A 14,885-nucleotide genomic window follows, 5' to 3' on the forward strand; every position below is an offset into this window, starting at 1 on the left:
TGTGTGACACACAGTAATGTGGGCTGCATGAACGAGACGCTCGACACGCACCTGCAGGAGCTGCGGCGCGGCACCGTGGTGCTGGCCTGCCTGCAGCTGCTGCGCACGCCGGGCTACGGCTATTCGCTGCTCGACCAGCTCGAGAAGCGCGGCTTCGCGACGGATGCGAACACCCTGTATCCGCTGCTGCGCCGCCTGGAGAAGCAGGAGTACCTCACGAGCGAGTGGAACACCGAGGAGGCGAGGCCGCGCAAGTTCTACCGCACCTCGGACGCCGGCATCCGCCTCGCCGACACCCTCACCGACGAATGGCGATCGCTCACCACGGCGATCGCGTCCCTCACTGCAGAGGAGAACTGACATGACCACCGCAGCCACGCTCACCGAGCGGTATATCAGTGCCACGATCCGTAGTCTTCGGCCGGATGCGCAGGACGATGTCCGCGCCGAGCTCGAAGCCTCCATCACCGATGCGGTCGAGGCGCGAGTCGAGCAGGGTGAGGCGCCAGAGGCCGCCGAGCGCGCGGTCCTCACCGATCTCGGCGACCCCGGGGTGTTGGCTGCCGGGTATGCGGATCGCCCTCTGCACCTCATCGGCCCCCGTTACTACCTGACCTGGTGGCGGCTGCTCAAGCTGCTGCTGATCATCGTTCCGGCCTGCGCCGCCGTGGGTGTCGCGATCGCGAAGTTGATCGAGGGGGCACCGGTCGGAGACGTGATCGGCGCAATCGTCGCCGTCACCCTCTCGGTCGTCGTTCACGTGTGCTTCTGGGTGACACTGGTGTTCGTCGTGCTCGAGCGCACCGGTGCCGACACGGGGGAGAAGTGGGACGTCGACCAGCTGCCCGTGCCGACCGAGAACGGCGCCGCGCGCAGCGACATGATCGCCACTCTCGTCTTCCTCGGCATCGGCGTCGCCGCGGTGGTGTGGGATGCGACCCGCGGGTTCTTCCCGACCGGCGGCGATCCGATCCCGATCCTGAACTCCGGGCTCTGGCCGTGGGGGATGACCGTGCTCCTCGCCATCATGCTCGCCGACGCCGTCCTGGCTGTCGCCGTGTACCGCCGACGCCGGTGGACGGTCGGTCTCGCCGTCGTCAACACGGCGCTCTCGATCGCGTTCGCCACCTGGGCGGTGACACTTCTCGTGCGGGACGAGCTGCTGAACCCGGAGTTCGTGCAGTTCGTGTTCGCCGACAACGGGGTGGACGCCGACACGTTGCGCATCCTCGCGGTAATCACCGGAGTCGGCATCATCGCCGTCCAGACCTGGACCATCATCGACGGCTGGATGAAGGCCTGGCGCGCTCGCTGCGGGCGCGAGGAATAGGCTGGATGCCGTGACCACCGCATTCGTCTCCGACCTCTTCGACCCGGCCGAATGGGTGCTCGCGCCCGGTGCGGAGGACTACACCGACATCACCGCGCACGTCTCACGTGACGGCGGAGTCGCACGCATCGCGTTCAACCGGCCGGAGGTGCGCAACGCGTTCCGTCCGCACACCGTGGATGAGCTCTACCGCGCGCTCGACATCGCTCGGCAGGATGCGCACATCGGTGCGGTGCTGCTCACGGGCAACGGCCCGAGCCCGAAGGATGGCGGCTGGGCGTTCTGCTCGGGCGGTGACCAGCGCATCCGCGGTCGCGACGGCTACAAGTACTCCGACACGGAGACCGCGATCGTCGACGGCGCGGGCCGTGCCGCCGTCGGCCGTCTGCACATCCTCGAGGTGCAGCGGCTCATCCGCTTCATGCCGAAGGTCGTCATCGCGGTCGTGCCCGGATGGGCGGCCGGCGGCGGACACTCCCTGCACGTGGTCTGCGACCTCACGATCGCCTCCGCGGAAGAGGCGCGTTTCAAGCAGACGGACGCCGACGTGGGCAGCTTCGACGCCGGCTACGGCTCCGCCTACATGGCCCGCCAGACGGGGCAGAAGTTCGCCCGCGAGGTGTTCTTCCTCGCCGAGGAGTACTCCGCCCAACGTGCGTACGAGATGGGTGCGGTGAACCGCGTGGTGCCGCATGCCGAGCTCGAGCGCGAGGCGCTGAAGATGGCGCGCACGGTGCTGACCAAGTCGCCGACGGCGATCCGCATGCTGAAGTTCGCCTTCAACGCCGTCGACGACGGGCTGGTCGGTCAGCAGGTCTTCGCGGGAGAGGCCACCCGCCTCGCCTACGGCACCGACGAAGCCGTCGAGGGTCGCGACTCGTTCCTCGAGAAGCGCGACCCCGACTGGTCCTCCTTCCCCTGGCACTACTGAGTCGGAGACCCGCATGACCGCCCTGATCCCCACGGATGCCGAAGATCCGGTTCTGCTGCGGGAAGCCCTGCGGCGTGCGCTCGACGGGGGCCCTGCTCTGGGACTCGGGATGGTGGACGGCGCCCCGGAGAACGTGGCGGACGGCCTCGCCGCCGTGATCGCGACGTCGGGATCGAGCGGCATCCCGAAGCGGGTCGCCCTGAGCGGGGAGGCCCTGCGGGCGAGTGCCGAGGCCACGGCGGCGCGCATCGGCAGCGGACGCTGGCTGCTCGCGCTGCCGGCCGGCTATGTCGCGGGGCTTCAGGTGCTGGTGCGGTCGATCCTCGCCGACACGCGACCGGCACGGATCGAGGGCCGGTTCTCGCCGGTGTCGTTCGCCGAGGCGACTCTCGAGATGCTGCGGCCGGCGTCGAAGGCGGGGATCCCCGACCTGTACACCTCCCTCGTCCCCGCTCAGGTCGCGACCCTGCTCGACGCGGCGGATGACACCGCCGTGCGGGCGGCACTGCAGGCCTATCGGGCGATCCTGGTGGGCGGCCAGGCCCTCCCGGAGCCGCTGCGGGAACGGGCGGCCGACCTCGGTGTGCGACTGGTGCGCACCTACGGTTCGACCGAGACCAGTGGGGGATGCGTCTACGACGGTGTGCCCCTCGACACGGTCGGCGTGCGGACGGTCGACGGTGAGCTGCGCATCGCCGGTCCCATGCTCGCCGAGGGGTATCTCGGCGACGGGTCGCTGACCGCCCGCACGTTCGTGCGCGATGAGCACGGCATCCGCTGGTACCGCACGGGCGATCTCGGCCTCGTCGAAGACGGTGTCGTCCGTGTGCACGGCCGCGCCGACAACGTGATCGTGTCCGGGGGGATCAACATCTCCCTCGACCGTGTGGAGCGGATCGTCCGCCGGATCGCGGGCCTTCATGAGGCCGTGGTCGTCGGCGTGGAGGATGAGCGCTGGGGCGAGGCGTCCGTGATCGTCGCGGCTCGGGGCGAGGTGCTCCGCCGCAGCGAGTCGGAGCAGCTCGCGCACGCTCGCGACGCCGTCGAGGACGAACTCGGCAAGCACGCCCGTCCCGTCCGGCTGATCATGGTGGACGAGATCGAGGTGCTCTCCTCGGGCAAGCCCGACCGCGAGGCCATCCGTCGCATGGTCGCCGACCTGCGCTGAGCGCACGCTCTGCCAGACTGGGCCGCATGGCCTCGTACACGCATGGACATCACGAATCCGTCCTCCGCTCGCACAACGTGCGCGACATCGCGAACTCCGCCGAGTACCTTCGCCCGCACCTCACCGCCACGACCCGTCTTCTCGACGTGGGTGCGGGGCCGGGCAGTATCACGGCCGACTTCGCCGGCATCGTCGCCCACGTCACGGCCACCGAGATCGATGAGAGCGCCCTGTCGCTCTCGCAGGGACTCATGGCAGAGCGCGGGCTCACCAACCTCTCGTTCTCGATCGAGGACGTGCACGCGCTGAGCTTTCCCGACGACTCGTTCGATGTCGTGCACGCGCACCAGGTGCTCCAGCACGTCGGCGACCCGGTGACGGCCCTGCGCGAGATGCGCCGCGTCGCCGTTCCCGGGGGGATCGTCGCCGCGCGAGACGCGGACTACGCGGGCTTCCTCTGCTTCCCGGAACTGCCGGAGCTCGATCGCTGGCTCACCCTGTACCGCACGGCGGCACGGGCCAACGGCGGGGAGCCGGATGCGGGACGCCGGCTGCTGTCCTGGGCGCGCGCCGCGGGATTCACGGACATCACCGCGACGGCATCCACCTGGTGCTACGCGTCTCCCGCCGAGCGGGCCTGGTGGGGCGGCATGTGGGCCGACCGCATCCTCGAGTCGGCGCTCGCGCGGCAGCTCGTCGACAGCGACATGGCGACGCGGGCCGATCTGCAGGAGATCAGCGACGCCTGGAAGCGCTGGGCCGACGACGGCGACGGGTGGTACCTGGTGCCGCACGGCGAGATCATCGCCCGGGCCTGACACGGCGGAGATACATCCCGCGACGGATGCCCGCGGCCAGGCCCTCGCGTAGCGTGGGGGAGTGATCCGCCCGCTCTCCCGCACCGCGCTGATCCTCGACATCGTCGGGGCGGCGCTGCTGTTCCTCGTGCTCGTGCCGACCTCGCTCGTGTTCTACGGGCCGGGGACGGGCAACGACGCGATCGGGGGGCTCGCGGTCGTGGGCGTCTTCATCGCGAGCGTGCTGATGTGCGGTGGCGTCGCGATCGGCCGGCTCGCCCCGGGGTGGGCCCTCGCCGCTGCGTGGGCCGGTGCCGTGCTGCAGATGCTGTCCGGCTTCGGGCCGCTCCCGGTGAACTTCGCGATCCTGCTCGTGCTCTACGCCACCTCCGCGTGGGGCACGCGCCGCGTGCTCTGGTGGGGCTTCGGATCCGCGTTGTTCGGAGGGTTCGTCGCGGCCGTCTTCATGATCATCGTGAACGGTGTCGCCTTCGGAACCGGGTCCGGCTGGGAGAAGGTCACCGCGGGCACGCTCCTCCTCGTCGTCTCGGTCATGGCGCTCGGGTTCGCCTGGGTGTGCGGACTGCTGTGGCGTGTGGTGCTGCGCGCTCGCGGCACCAGGTCGGCTCAGCTGCAGGCGGAGGCGCTCGCCGCGGAGGAGCAGGAGCGCGTGCGCATCGCGCGCGACATGCACGACGTGGTCGCGCACTCGCTCGCGGTCGTGATCGCGCAGGCCGATGGCGCCCGATACGCCGCCGCCGTGAAACCCGAGGTCGCGACCGAGGCACTCGGGACCATCGCCCAGACGGCACGCGGCGCTCTGAGCGACGTGCGGATGCTCCTCACGCAGCTGCGGCACCGGCAGGGCGACGGTCCGCAGCCCACGCTCGCCGATCTCGAAGCGCTGTTCGCGCAGGTGAGACAGGCGGGCATCGAACCGCGGGTCACGGTCGATCCGACGCCGCCGGGGGAGCCACCCGCCGCCATCCAGCTCGCGGTCTACCGCATCCTGCAGGAAGCGCTCACGAACGCGATCCGACACGGCGACGGCGCGGTCGACGTGAACCTCGCCTGGCTGCCGGATCGTGTCGACGTCGACGTGCGCAACACGGTCACGGGCGAGGCGACCGTCGCGCCGGGGGGACACGGAGTCATCGGCATGCGTGAACGCGCACAGCTCGTCGGCGGTAGTCTGCAAGCCGAGCGCCGAGGGACACAGTTCGTCGTCCACGCCACGCTCCCGATCGGAGTCTCCGAATGATCAGAGTCGTGCTCGTCGACGACCAGGCGCTCTTCCGTGCCGGCATCCGGATGCTCGTCGCCTCCCAGCCCGACCTCGAAGTGGTGGGGGAAGCCGGCGACGGGAAGGAGGCGCTCGACGTCGTCCGCATGACCCGGCCGGACGTGGTGCTGATGGACATCCGGATGCCCGTCATGGACGGGCTCACCGCGACCGCCGAGATCCTGGCACGCCCGGAGCCGCCGCGCATCGTCATGCTCACCACGTTCGACCTCGACGAGGCGGCGGCGCGGGCCATCCGTCAGGGGGCGAGCGGCTTCCTCCTCAAGGACGCCGACCCCGAGTTCCTGCTCGCCGCGATCCGCACCGTGCACTCGGGATCGAGTGTGATCGCCGCCTCGGCGACGCGCGACCTGTTCGAGCACTTCGCCGAGGCACCCAAACCGGTGCCCGCGCAGTACACCGACCTCACGGACCGTGAGCGGGAGATCTTCGCGCTCGCCGCCCGCGGGCTCTCGAACTCCGAGATCGCCGCTCGCGAGTATCTGAGCGAGGCGACCGTGAAGACGCACATCAGTCGCATCCTCAGCAAACTCGCGCTGCGCGACCGCGTGCAGCTGGTGGTCTTCGCCTTCGAGCACGGCCTCGCCTGATCCCCCGCGCGCTCCGGGGCGCCCCGCAGATCATCCTTGCGATGTATGCGGAAGGGTCCCCGGGAGCGATGACCCGCGCGGGGCCGCGGAAATAACGTCGGAGTCATGGAGATCACGACCACCGACCTCGGGCTCGCCGCCCGCGTCCAGCACCTGAAGAAGACCTACGGCTCCGGCGAGGGCACCGTCCGTGCGCTGGACGATGTGAGCGTCGGCATCCGCCGTGGGCAGTTCACCGCGATCATGGGGCCGTCCGGTTCCGGCAAGTCCACCCTGATGCACATCATGGCGGGACTCGACAATCCCACCGAAGGGCGTGCCTGGATCGGAGACACCGAGATCACCGGCCTCGGTGACATCGACCTCACGATCCTGCGGCGTCGACGCGTCGGCTTCATCTTCCAGGCGTTCAACCTGGTCCCGACGCTCGATGCGCTCGGCAACATCATGCTTCCGTTCGAGCTCGACGGTCGTCGGCCGAGTGCGATCGAGCGGGCGCGCATCGACGGACTTGTCGAGACGCTCGGGCTCGGTTCGCGTCTCGCTCATCGTCCGCACCAGCTGTCCGGCGGTCAGCAGCAGCGCGTGGCGATCGCCCGTGCCCTCGCCACCGCACCGGATCTGGTCTTCGCCGACGAGCCCACCGGAAACCTCGACTCGAAGACCGGGCGCGAGGTGCTGCGACTGCTCGCCACCGCGAGCCGCGAGCACGGCCAGTCCATCGCGATGGTCACGCACGACGCGATCGCCGCGAGCCACGCCGACCGCGTGCTCTACCTCGGCGACGGCCGCATCGTCGCCGACCACCCGCGCCAGAGCGCCGAGGAGATCTCGGCCTACATGCTCGCCGCCGAGGTGGCGGCATGACCGCCGTCGCCACGGTCGTCCCCGAATCGCGGGCGACCGGCCCCCGGCTGGCGTGGCTGCGCGATCGGGGGATGGGCGCGAGCATCCTGGTCGCTGCGTTGTCTGCCGCGTTCGGTGTGCTCCTCGTCGAGATCACCGCCTACATCGGCGCCGTGCTGCAGGCCGACCCCTTCATCGGTGACAGCGGGACGCTCGCCTTCGTGGTGGCCCTGCTGTCGGTGCTGCTGACCGTGGTCGCGATGTATGTCGCCGCCATCGTCACCGCGAACACCTTCTCGACGATCATCGCCGGACGCACCCGTCAGATCGCGCTCATGCGTCTGATCGGGGCGACTGCGCGTTCGCAGCGGTCAGAGGTCGGAAAGCAGGGACTCGTCGTCGGGCTTCTCGGCGCGGCGATCGGTCTGCTCGCCGGCCTCCTGCTCGCGGTGATCGGGGTGCAGATCGGCGGGCAGCTGATCGACAACGCCCCCTCCGACTTCTCGCTCGCCCAGCCGTTCGTGGCGCTGCCGGCGATCGGTGTCGCCCTCACCACCTGGGCGGCGGCGTGGGCAGGCTCCCGGCGCGTGCTGTCGGTGACCCCGCTGCAGGCACTCGGCGGTTCGGTCGAGCGCACGCACGACGAGGTCTCCGGCAAGGCGGGGCGGCACATCGGCGCCTGGGTGCTGCTGATCGCCGGCGCCGCGCTCCTGGTGGGCGGCGTGCTGGTCGGACTCCTCACGCCGCTCGGTGTCGTGGTCGCCTTCTTCGGAGGCGTGCTCTCGTTCACGGGCCTCGCTCTCGGATCCGTTCTGTTCATGCCGCCGGTCCTGCGCCTGGTGGGACGCATGTTCGGGTCGAGTGCGACCGCGCGCCTCGCCGCCGAGAACGCGCTGCGCTACCCGGAGCGCTCGTCGCGGATGGCGATCGGCGTGGTGATGGGGGTGACCCTGGTGACGATGTTCGCCGTGGCCCTCGAATCGGCCAAGCGTCTGATGATGAGCCAGGTCACGGGCGAGGTCCCGGAGGAGTTCTTCGCCCCGATGGATGCGTTCGCTGCGGTGATGATGGTGCTGGTCGCCGTCTCGGCCGTGATCGCCGCGGTCGGTCTGGTGAACCTGCTCACGATCGGGGTGGTGCAGCGGCGCCGGGAGCTGGGACTGCTGCGCTCGATCGGTCTGTCCAACCGCCAGGTGCGACGGATGGTGCTGCTCGAAGCCACGCACATCACGGTCGCGGCGACTCTGACGGGACTCGTGCTGGGCGTCGCGTACGGCTGGATCGCCGCGCAGTCGCTGCTGGGCTCGGTGCCGACGCTGCCGGAGTTCACCCCGGCGGGGCTCGTGGCTCCGCAGATCCCGTGGATCCCGGTCGCCATCATCGTCGTCGCGACGGCGGTGCTCACGCTGGTGGCGGCGGCGACGCCCACGAGGTTGGCCACCAGGGTGGCTCCGGTCGAGGCGCTCGCAGCGGATTGACGCCTCTAGGCTGGTCGGATGCCGTCGCCGTTCGATCAGTCCACGTACCAGGTCCGCCTCGACTGGGGCACTGCGGGGCTCGCCCGTCTCGCCACCGCCGATGTCGTCGTGGTCGTCGATGTGCTGCGGTTCTCCTCCACGGTCATCGATGCCACGGCCTCGGGCGTCACCGTCGCACTGGAAGAGGCGCAGCGCTGGTCCCGCAACGGTGCAGCCGTGGTCGCCGCGGCCTCCACGGACTCGACGGTGCTCGTGGGAGGCATCCGCAACGCGGCGGCTGTCGCGCGGGCGGTGCAGACCATCCAGGAACGACGGCAGGCACGCACTTCGGTCGCCGTCATCGCGGCGGGTGAGCTCGACTCCGCGGGGACGTTGCGGTTTGCGGTCGAGGACCAGCTCGGAGCCGGAGCGATCGTGTCGGCGCTCTCTGCTCGGGGCATCGATCACACGGCTCCGGATGCTGCGGTGGCCGCGGAGGGCTTCCATGCTCTCCGCGGCGCCGTGCGGCACATGGTCGGTGCGAGCGGTTCCGGCCGCGAGCTCGCCGACGGAGTCATCGCTACCGCCCGCATCGAAGCGTCGGGACTGGTGCCGACATCGGTGGCGGACGCCGCCGTGCTCGACGCGGTCGATCTCGTACCGGTGCTGCGCGACGGATCGTTCACCCGTTTCGAGTGACGCCCGCTTCGGGTGCGGTTATTCCGCCGGATGCCGCGGGGCGGGCGCTGCTTCGGTTCGAGGCACGTAGGGTCGTGGCATGAGGTACCTTCCCGCTGTCGTCGTCGATGTCGTGCTCGTGCTGATCTTCGCCGCGATCGGCCGCGCCTCCCATGACGAGAACCCTGCCGGTTTCCTGCTCACGGCGTGGCCCTTCCTGATCGCCCTGCTCATCGGGCATCTCCTCGCCGCGCTGCTGCCCGGTCGGCCACGCCGCCCCTGGTCCGTGCTGTGGGGTGCCGTGGTCTGGATCGTGACGGTCGCGGGAGGAATGCTCATCCGCGTGCTCAGCGGCGACACCGCCGAGGTGCCGTTCATCATCGTGGCGACCCTCGTGCTCGGGGCCTTCCTGGTCGGCTGGCGCGCGATCACCGCGCTGCTGCGTCGCCGGCGCAATTCCCCCGATGCGGCGGAGGCCACGCGGTCCGAAAGCCTCGACGAGCCGAACGACTGAGTCGCCGTCAGCGCGGCATCTGCGCAGCGAGGCGCACGTCGGTCGAGATCTCGCGTCGGGTCCAGGCGAACAGATGCCGGGAATCGAACGTCCGCGAGCAGCGCGCGCACGATGTGGGTCTCGTGGGGCGACGGTGCCGGTAGGTCACGTGCCCCGCGGGGCAGCTGCCCACCCAGGGCGCGAGCTCCACGGCCGTCTCACCGTGGTGGGTCGTGCCGCCGACGTAGCCGAGGTCGCGGGCGACGCGCTTCCATACCGGTCCATGCGCTGCCGCGTGGCCGGCGAGGGCGTGCGCGACCTCGTGCAGCAGCACCTGGTGGATGTCGTCGTCTTCGAAGCGTGCGGCGAGGTAGCGCGACACGGTGATGCGCTTCTTCGTGTAGTCGCATTGGCCGGCCCGACGCTTGGCATTGTCGAAGCCGAAGGACCAGCTGTCGTCGAGATGCAGCGTGATCAGTGCTTCGCCCCAGACGCGCACACGGTCAAGTTCCGCCATGCGATCAGGCTAAGCCATGCCGCCGACATCGTCGCGGCACGGGGTCAGCCCGCGATGAGCTGCGGCGGGCGACGCCGCTCGACGGCCTCGATGGCCAGGAGCGCGGTCTCGAGCTCGCTGTCCTGCGCGCCGGACTCACGGCGAAGGAACAGCGACTGCTTGAAGCTCTCCCTGGCGGTCTCGTAGTCGCCCGCGTCGTAGGCGTTCTTGCCGTGGTGCTGATAGGCGAAGGCGGCGATCGACAGCCAACGCTGCCCTTCCGCCTCGGTCGCGCAGGTCGAGAGCTCCTGTTCGGCCGCGGCATGCGCGCCACGGTACTGCAGGATCGTCGCGTGCAGCACGCGGGCGCGCAGAACGTCCTTGCGAGTGCCGGCCATGCGTGCCTGGCGCACCGTCTCATCTGCCAGATCGAGCGCCTCGTCGAGGCGGTCGAGCACCTTCAGCAGCCACACGCGCTCCAGCAGAGCGGGCAGGCTGCGCTGCGAATCGATCTCCGCGAGACGTGTCTCGCACTCATCGAGATCGACCTTTTCGCGGAGGGTCTCCTGGTCGTATCCCCGGATGAAACTCATTGCTCTCCTTCCGCAGCGTCCCCCATCAGTCTGCCTTCCGGTCGCGGGCTCGTGGGGGCGGCGCGCCCTGGTCGCGGCATCCTGTCCTCGACACGCCGTCGCCCCGCTGCGTCGGTTCTTCCCGGGGTGCCGGATGACCGCGTCGTGGCTCAGCGCAGGAAGAGCGAAGCGTCCGGCCGAGGGGAGGCGACGGCGTCGACGTCGGTGACGATCCGCGCGCCCTGGATGAACGCGTCGACCTCTGCGCCCTGCGCGATCTTCGCGGGGTGGGGGCCCGCGGCCAGGATGCGCGGCAGCCACTCCGTCGGCAGGGGAGTGGCCGAAGCGGCGATGACGAGGTTTCCGAAGCGTCGCCCCTTGAGCACCTGGGTGTCGGCGAGGATGCCGATCTCGGGGAGTATGTGCGCGATCGTCGCGGCCTGACGGCGGGCGAACGCGAGCCCGGGACCGTCGGCGACGTTGACGAGGAGCACGCCGTCGGTCGACAGCAGCTCCGACAGCTCGCGGTAGAACTCGACGCTGGTGAGGTGGGCGGGCGTCTGCGCCCCCGAATACACGTCGGAGACGACGAGGTCGCACTGCGCCCGCAGCGCGCTCGGCAGCTTCGCGACTCCCTCGCGGGCATCGCCGATCCTGATCCGGATCGGTGCGCCCTTGGGCAGCGGGAGGTGCTCCCGCACCAGCTGCGCGAGCGGGGCTTCGAGTTCGATGACCTGCTGACGCGAGCCCGGGCGCGTGGCCTCGATATAGCGGGGGATCGTCAGCGCACCGGCACCGAGGTGCACGGCCGTCAGCGCACCCGGTGCGAGCTGGTCGATCACCGCTCCCATGCGCACGATGTACTCGAAGTGCAGGTGCGTCGGGTCGTCCAGGTCGACGTGCGACTGCGGGGTGCCGTCGACGATCAGCTCGAAACCGCTCGTGAACTCCGACGGAATGATGCTGGCGATGCCGCCGTGATCGAGTCGGGTCTGGGGGTGCTCGGTGTCTCGCGATCTCGTCCGGCCCATGGGCACGAGCCTACGCGCTGGGGGCACAGCGTCAGCGCTGCCTGCCGTTCGCGCAGGTCTCCTGCTCCGCCGTCTGCCCGGAGATGGCGGAGTCGAGCGTCGCGCGCGGCACCGGAGCCTCCGTCGCGGGGGCGTCGGTCGCGGGATCCGTCGCCGGAACCTCCGCCTCGGCGCCCGGTGCCGGTTCGACGAGCTCGACGCCTCCGTTGTTGCTGACATCGCCGGTGAGCTGCACGGGCTGGCCCGCCTTCAGGGCGTCCCAGATGGTGGCCGCGGCGTCGCGGTTCGGGATCACGCGGTCGGAATCGTCGGGGTCGGCGAACACCGGGTACTGCAGGAAGACGAACTCCGAGAACGGCACATCCTTGACCGACAGTGCGAGCTGGGCGAGCCGGACCGGGTTGGCCAGCTTGTCGCTCGGGTCGATGTTGTCGACGACGGTGTTCGCGAGCCCCAGCACCTTGCCCGGGTCGGAGAGCACCTCGTCGCTCATGATCTTCTTCACCAGACGAGACATGTACTGCTGCTGGTTCGACACCCGTGCCATGTCGCTCTCGTCGCCGACGCCGTGCCGCGTGCGGATGAACTGGAGCGCCTCGTAGCCCGAGACCGTGCGCGGTCCCGGCTCCCAGTCGATGGCCGTCTGGTCGTCGCGGATGCCCTCGCCACCGATGCACACCTCGACCCCGCCGATGGCGTCGGTGACGTCGATCACCCCGTCGAAGTCGATCTTGGCGGCAAAGGGGATCTCCACGCCGGTGAGGTCGGTGATGGTCTTCGCCACGCATGAGATGCCCGCCCGCTGGAAGATCGAGTTGATCTGGGTCTTGCGCGTCGCCGAGGCGACGGAGCCGTCGGGCAGGGTGCACTCGGGGGTCTCGAGCATCAGGTCGCGGGGGAACGAGATCACGGTGACCTTGCGCGGTTCCGCCGACACATGCACGAGCAGGTTCACGTCGTTGAGGATCCCGCCGTCCGCTTCCGAGCAGCGCTCGCCCAGCAGGCCCGTCGACACTTCGCCGCACTCGTCGGTGCCGATCAGCAGCACGCTGAACTCGCCGGGGAAGGCGCTGATGGAGGGGGGTTCGACCTCGGGAGCGTCCTCCAGCGTGACGGCGCCCTCGTTGAAGCGGTTGAAGTAGTCGGTCACGACGAACGCGGCGACAGCGATCGCGGAGACCAGCACGACACCCAGCGTGATCCCGGCGATCTTCAGGAATCCTCTGGCGGGCCCGGGGGAGGGGAGCGTCGCGTGGCGGGCGACCGTCGAACGGTCCTTGTCAGGGGTGCGGCGAACCATCCGGGGAGCCTACCGGGGGAACCTGAAATGGGCATCCGTCGAGTTCCCCGATCCGTTCGCCAGCTCTGTTAATGTCGTGATTTCCGCGCCCTAGCGCGGAGTCGATCGGAGGAAAGAGAAACATGAAGAACAAGAAGAGGGCCAAGTGGCTGGCATCGGCGGCCGTGACGGCAGCACTGGTGGCGGGGGCCGTCAGCGCGGGCCAGATGGCGACCAGCGTCGAGATCGGGACGCTTCGCTTCACGTCTGAATACACGTGTCAGCACACCGTGCGCGAAGCTGTCACCGAAGGTAAGAAGATCCGTCAGGGCTGCACCTATGCGGGGCCGACCTGGTTCGGCTTGCCGACGGCTGCCGGGCCCTGGATCGCCGTGATCGGCTGAGTCGCGGAGAGCGCTAGGCTCCGGTTGCGTCCGGACCTGCACGCGCGCGGCCCCGGGGAGCATGCTCCCCGGGGCCGCATGCGGTTGTGGAGCTGATGTTACGGCCGCATGACGATTGTGAGAGGAACTTGCAGGTAATTAGTTAGTCGTGGATACTTTTTCCTAACCCCCGGTGAGTACCCGATGCTTGCCAGGACTTTTCAAAGAGGAGATCCCCGCAATGCACAAGCGCATTCTCTCGGCCGTGGCGCTCGGCGCCGTGGCCACGCTCGCCCTCGCCGGCTGCGCCGGCGGCACCGACGCCGCCTCCACCGACGGCAAGGGCCAGGAGCTCACCGTCTGGATCATGAAGGGCACCAACCCCGACGCCTCCGCCTTCTACGACAAGGTGTCCGACGCCTTCGAGGAGGAGACCGGCGCGACGGTCAAGATCGAGGAGATCCAGTGGGCAGACGCCCACGACCGCTTCGTGACCTCCATCGCCGGTGGCACGACTCCCGACATCGCCGAGACCGGAACCACCTGGACCGCCGAGTTCGCCGACGCCGGCGCGCTGCTGCCGATCGACGAGTACGTCGACGCCGAGAAGGGCCTCCGCGGCGACCTCGTCGAGGGTCTCGAAGTCGCCGGCACCTACGACGGAGAGCTGTACGGCATGCCGTGGTACGCCGGCGTCCGCTCGCTCGTGTACCGCGCCGACGTGTTCGAGGAGCTCGGACTCGAGGCTCCGAAGACGTGGGACGACATCGTCGCCGCGGGTGAGGCCATCAAGGCCGCCAAGCCCGACATGCTCCCCTTCCCCGTTCCCGGTGACGCCGAGTTCCAGGTCTACCCCTGGGTCTGGGGCGCCGGCGGCGAGATCGCCACGAAGGACGGCAAGACCTGGACGAGCGAGCTCGACAGCAAGGAATCGCAGGCGGGCATCGAGTTCTACACGGGCCTGGCCACCGAGCACGGCTTCTCCTCCGCAGGTGCCACCACCTGGAAGGAGACCGACCTCAGCGACGCGTTCACGCAGGGCAATGTCGCCATGATGCTCTCCGGCTCCTGGACGCCGAACAAGCTCCTCGAGACCAACCCCGACCTCGAGGGCAAGATCGGTGCAGCAGTCATCCCGGGTGAAGACGGCGGCATCGCTCCCTCCGTTCTCGGCGGATCGCACCTCTCGATCTTCAACACGACCAAGAACGCCGACCTGGCGTGGGAGTTCGTCAAGCTCGTGACCACGGGCGACCTCGCTGAGCAGTGGTCGAACGAGACCGGGTACTTCCCGGGCGTCCAGTCCGCGATGGAAGAGGCACTGGCCTCGACCGACCCGCTGGTCGCACCGTTCGCCGAGCAGATGGTCGATGGCGGCGCATCCGTCCCGGTCACCCCGAACTTCGGCGCCGTGCAGGCGAAGAAGACGACCAACTCCATGATTCAGGCCATCCTCAGCGGGCAGAAGGACGTCGCGACCGCGACGAAGGACGCCGCAGCCGAGATGACCGAACTGCTCAACCAGAAGTAA

At 69.5% G+C, this 14,885-nt stretch carries 17 protein-coding genes; 13 read left to right on the top strand and 4 right to left on the bottom strand.

The window, feature by feature from the left end:
- Positions 1 to 27: 27 nt before the first annotated feature.
- The 11 genes from ASC55_RS15015 to ASC55_RS15065 all read left to right on the top strand — a co-directional run bounded on the left by ASC55_RS15015 (position 28) and on the right by ASC55_RS15065 (position 9,614).
- Positions 28 to 360: a PadR family transcriptional regulator gene (locus tag ASC55_RS15015; RefSeq protein WP_055870057.1), complete on the top strand. Its 333-nt coding sequence runs from the start codon at positions 28 to 30 to the stop codon at positions 358 to 360.
- A 1-nt stretch (position 361) separates the two neighbouring features.
- Complete coding sequence (locus tag ASC55_RS15020) at positions 362 to 1,330, top strand: permease prefix domain 1-containing protein (protein ID WP_055877152.1); 969 nt, start codon at positions 362 to 364, stop codon at positions 1,328 to 1,330.
- Between the two features lie 10 nt (positions 1,331 to 1,340).
- Positions 1,341 to 2,261 carry a 1,4-dihydroxy-2-naphthoyl-CoA synthase gene (locus tag ASC55_RS15025; protein ID WP_017828156.1) on the top strand — a complete coding sequence of 307 codons (921 nt, stop codon included), beginning with the start codon at positions 1,341 to 1,343 and terminating at the stop codon, positions 2,259 to 2,261.
- A 13-nt stretch (positions 2,262 to 2,274) separates the two neighbouring features.
- Positions 2,275 to 3,429 (top strand): AMP-binding protein, encoded by a 1,155-nt coding sequence (locus ASC55_RS15030; protein WP_082524381.1) that lies wholly within the window; start codon positions 2,275 to 2,277, stop codon positions 3,427 to 3,429.
- A 26-nt stretch (positions 3,430 to 3,455) separates the two neighbouring features.
- Positions 3,456 to 4,247 carry a class I SAM-dependent methyltransferase gene (locus ASC55_RS15035; RefSeq protein ID WP_055877154.1) on the top strand — a complete coding sequence of 264 codons (792 nt, stop codon included), beginning with the start codon at positions 3,456 to 3,458 and terminating at the stop codon, positions 4,245 to 4,247.
- Positions 4,248 to 4,308: 61 nt separating this feature from the next.
- The gene (locus ASC55_RS15040) at positions 4,309 to 5,487 is read left to right on the top strand and encodes a sensor histidine kinase (protein ID WP_055877155.1); all 1,179 of its coding nucleotides are present in this window, start codon (positions 4,309 to 4,311) and stop codon (positions 5,485 to 5,487) included.
- Positions 5,484 to 6,119: a response regulator gene (locus tag ASC55_RS15045; protein ID WP_055870070.1), complete on the top strand. Its 636-nt coding sequence runs from the start codon at positions 5,484 to 5,486 to the stop codon at positions 6,117 to 6,119. The genes ASC55_RS15040 and ASC55_RS15045 overlap by 4 nt, the downstream gene beginning before the upstream one ends.
- Before the next feature lie 105 nt (positions 6,120 to 6,224).
- The gene (locus ASC55_RS15050; protein WP_055877157.1) at positions 6,225 to 6,986 is read left to right on the top strand and encodes an ABC transporter ATP-binding protein; all 762 of its coding nucleotides are present in this window, start codon (positions 6,225 to 6,227) and stop codon (positions 6,984 to 6,986) included.
- Complete coding sequence (locus ASC55_RS15055; protein WP_055870073.1) at positions 6,983 to 8,443, top strand: ABC transporter permease; 1,461 nt, start codon at positions 6,983 to 6,985, stop codon at positions 8,441 to 8,443. The genes ASC55_RS15050 and ASC55_RS15055 overlap by 4 nt, the downstream gene beginning before the upstream one ends.
- Before the next feature lie 18 nt (positions 8,444 to 8,461).
- Entirely contained in the window at positions 8,462 to 9,121 is a 660-nt protein-coding gene (locus tag ASC55_RS15060) for a 2-phosphosulfolactate phosphatase (protein WP_055877159.1), read from the top strand.
- A gap of 79 nt (positions 9,122 to 9,200) precedes the next feature.
- Positions 9,201 to 9,614 (top strand): DUF3054 domain-containing protein, encoded by a 414-nt coding sequence (locus tag ASC55_RS15065; RefSeq protein ID WP_055870080.1) that lies wholly within the window; start codon positions 9,201 to 9,203, stop codon positions 9,612 to 9,614.
- Positions 9,615 to 9,621: 7 nt separating this feature from the next.
- On the opposite strand, the gene ASC55_RS15070 is transcribed toward ASC55_RS15065, so the two are convergent.
- The 4 genes from ASC55_RS15070 to ASC55_RS15085 form a co-directional block, all read right to left on the bottom strand.
- Positions 9,622 to 10,110 (bottom strand): SprT-like domain-containing protein, encoded by a 489-nt coding sequence (locus ASC55_RS15070; RefSeq protein WP_017828165.1) that lies wholly within the window; start codon positions 10,108 to 10,110, stop codon positions 9,622 to 9,624.
- A 44-nt stretch (positions 10,111 to 10,154) separates the two neighbouring features.
- Entirely contained in the window at positions 10,155 to 10,682 is a 528-nt protein-coding gene (locus ASC55_RS15075; RefSeq protein WP_017828166.1) for a hypothetical protein, read from the bottom strand.
- A gap of 149 nt (positions 10,683 to 10,831) precedes the next feature.
- The gene (locus ASC55_RS15080; protein ID WP_055877162.1) at positions 10,832 to 11,692 is read right to left on the bottom strand and encodes a spermidine synthase; all 861 of its coding nucleotides are present in this window, start codon (positions 11,690 to 11,692) and stop codon (positions 10,832 to 10,834) included.
- A gap of 31 nt (positions 11,693 to 11,723) precedes the next feature.
- Positions 11,724 to 12,992, bottom strand: a complete 1,269-nt coding sequence (locus ASC55_RS15085; protein WP_055877165.1) for an LCP family protein — start codon at positions 12,990 to 12,992, stop codon at positions 11,724 to 11,726.
- 122 nt (positions 12,993 to 13,114) lie between these two features.
- Between ASC55_RS15085 and ASC55_RS15090 the strand changes: the two genes are divergently transcribed.
- Both ASC55_RS15090 and ASC55_RS15095 read left to right on the top strand, forming a co-directional pair.
- Positions 13,115 to 13,375, top strand: coding sequence for a hypothetical protein (locus tag ASC55_RS15090; RefSeq protein WP_055877168.1), 261 nt, complete (start codon positions 13,115 to 13,117; stop codon positions 13,373 to 13,375).
- A 220-nt stretch (positions 13,376 to 13,595) separates the two neighbouring features.
- Positions 13,596 to 14,885, top strand: a complete 1,290-nt coding sequence (locus tag ASC55_RS15095; protein WP_055870092.1) for a sugar ABC transporter substrate-binding protein — start codon at positions 13,596 to 13,598, stop codon at positions 14,883 to 14,885.

This window comes from Microbacterium sp. Root322 (genome assembly GCF_001425645.1).
GTDB classification, from domain to species: domain Bacteria; phylum Actinomycetota; class Actinomycetes; order Actinomycetales; family Microbacteriaceae; genus Microbacterium; species Microbacterium maritypicum.